The sequence below is a fragment of the Thiohalophilus sp. genome, from assembly GCF_031581315.1.
In the GTDB taxonomy this organism is placed as follows: Bacteria; Pseudomonadota; Gammaproteobacteria; order UBA6429; family Thiohalophilaceae; genus Thiohalophilus.
Map to the genome: position 1 here is coordinate 3005 of NZ_JAVLAZ010000129.1, position 1872 is coordinate 4876.

Sequence of the window (1872 nt, forward strand, 5' to 3'; positions counted from 1 at the left end):
GCGCGAAACTCGGCGAACTTGGCCGCCTCGGACGAGCCGGGATTGGCCTCCAGGGTAATCTCGCAATCGGCGGCCAGGGCCAGCCGGGCGCGCAGTTGCGAGAGCAGGTATTCCAGCGATTCGGGCGAAAACAGGCTGGGCGTGCCGCCGCCCATAAAAATCGAGATGATCCGGCGCCCCCAGATCCGGGGCAGGTCCTGTTCCAGATCCCGCAGCAGGGCATCGATATAGGCCCGTTCCGGCAGCGCTTCGCTCAGGGTATGGGAATTGAAATCGCAATAGGGACATTTGCGCGTACACCAGGGGAAGTGGATGTAAAGCGCCAATGGCGGCAGAGCGGTGAAGCGCAACATAAAACGGGGACCTGCGAATCAGAGCCTTGTGGGTATCGGGAACGTTGTTAGAGTAGCAGAAGTGGCTACCGAGACGCTTGATTGACGGCATTACATTATCAGCCCAGGAGGAGCCTCTGCGTTCGAACCGGCGTTGGTCGAGTCGCCGGGCTGGTCATACCGGTGATAAAGTTAAGGTAATTCAGTAGCTTGACGATATAGTCAATTATAATAAGGAAAAGGGATAAAAAATCACCGGTATGGGACGATGCACACGCCAATTTCTCGCCTGGCTGCTGCTGGTATTGACCTGGCAGACCGGCTTTAGCGCCAATGTCGAACAGCACGGCTCCGGGGATGCCGGGCGGACGGTTGTGGCCGTTTTTCCTGAACGGTTCCCGCCGATTTATAGCGTGACAGTCAACAACTTACCAACAGGCTTCGGTATCGAAGTCATGGAAGAAGTGGCCTCGCGGGCCGGTGTGACGGTTAAATATGTCCCGGTCTCCTCCTGGGATGAGGCATTCGCGCAGCTGAAAAGCGGCCAGGCGGATATCATTCCAAATCTGGGGGTGACCGAGCGAAGAAAAGCCTTTGTTACCTTCACCCGTCCGATCAATACGATACCTGTCTCGCTCCTGGTTCTGGAGGACAAGGGGTGGTTCGATCGCCTGAGTGACCTGAGAGGCTCCCGTTATATTGTCGGCGTTGTTCGCGATAATATCGGTGTCAGGATTTTGAGCCAGGAATCGACCATCAGAAGCCGTGAATATCCGCATCTGGCAGATGCCTTGTTGGAGCTGGCGACAGACAAGATCGATGCAATCATATACCCGACTCCCATCGCAAAATATATCGCCAGGAACCTGCGGCTGAAAGGCAACATACAGGCACTGGGGGAGCCGCTTCGCGAAGTACCCCGGGCGATCGGCGTGAATCAACAACAACCGGAACTGGCACAGAAGCTCGATAGAGCATTGCAGACCGTCCTGGCGTCAGAAGCTTACGGGACGATCTATTCTCGCTGGCATCCGGAACCGGTGTTCTGGGACCATCAGCGTGTTGCTTATCTGGTCCTGGCGCTGATGAGTATTGGTCTGCTGGCTTTTGTGTATTTCCGGTTTAACGTATTGCAACGCATTAACAAGGAGCTGAAGACAACCAATGCTTTCGTTAACAGCGTATTGGATATCTCCGCGGAAGGGATCTTGACACTAAACCGTAATGGCATGGTGCTGACAGCTAACAAAGCCGCGATGGAAATTTTTGGTAGGGATAAAAGCAGCTTGATTGACTATAGTATTGCCGGTTTAATGCCGGAAGTGGAGGCCAATGAGTTCAGCAAGACCCTCGAGTCATTTGATAACAAAGAGCAAATAAAAAGCCAGAAAATCGAGAATAAGTTCCGGGAATACCGGATCAAGTCAAATGATGGCCGACTCCGTTCCGTGAGAATTGCGCTGGATATGACCCAGATTGAAGGGGTTGAGTATTTTATCTGTACTGTCCAGGATGTCAGCCAGCTGCGTGAAGCACAGCA

Annotated in this window: 2 protein-coding genes; one reads left to right on the top strand and one right to left on the bottom strand. The window is 53.6% G+C overall.

What is annotated here, in order from left to right:
• The coding region (locus tag RI563_RS12540) for a radical SAM protein (protein WP_310694724.1) at window positions 1-353 on the bottom strand (353 nt) is incomplete at its 3' end.
• A 284-nt stretch (window positions 354-637) separates the two neighbouring features.
• Here RI563_RS12540 and RI563_RS12545 point away from each other — a divergent pair.
• Window positions 638-1872, top strand: a 1235-nt coding sequence (locus RI563_RS12545) for a transporter substrate-binding domain-containing protein (protein ID WP_310694725.1), incomplete at its 3' end; no start/stop codon positions are given.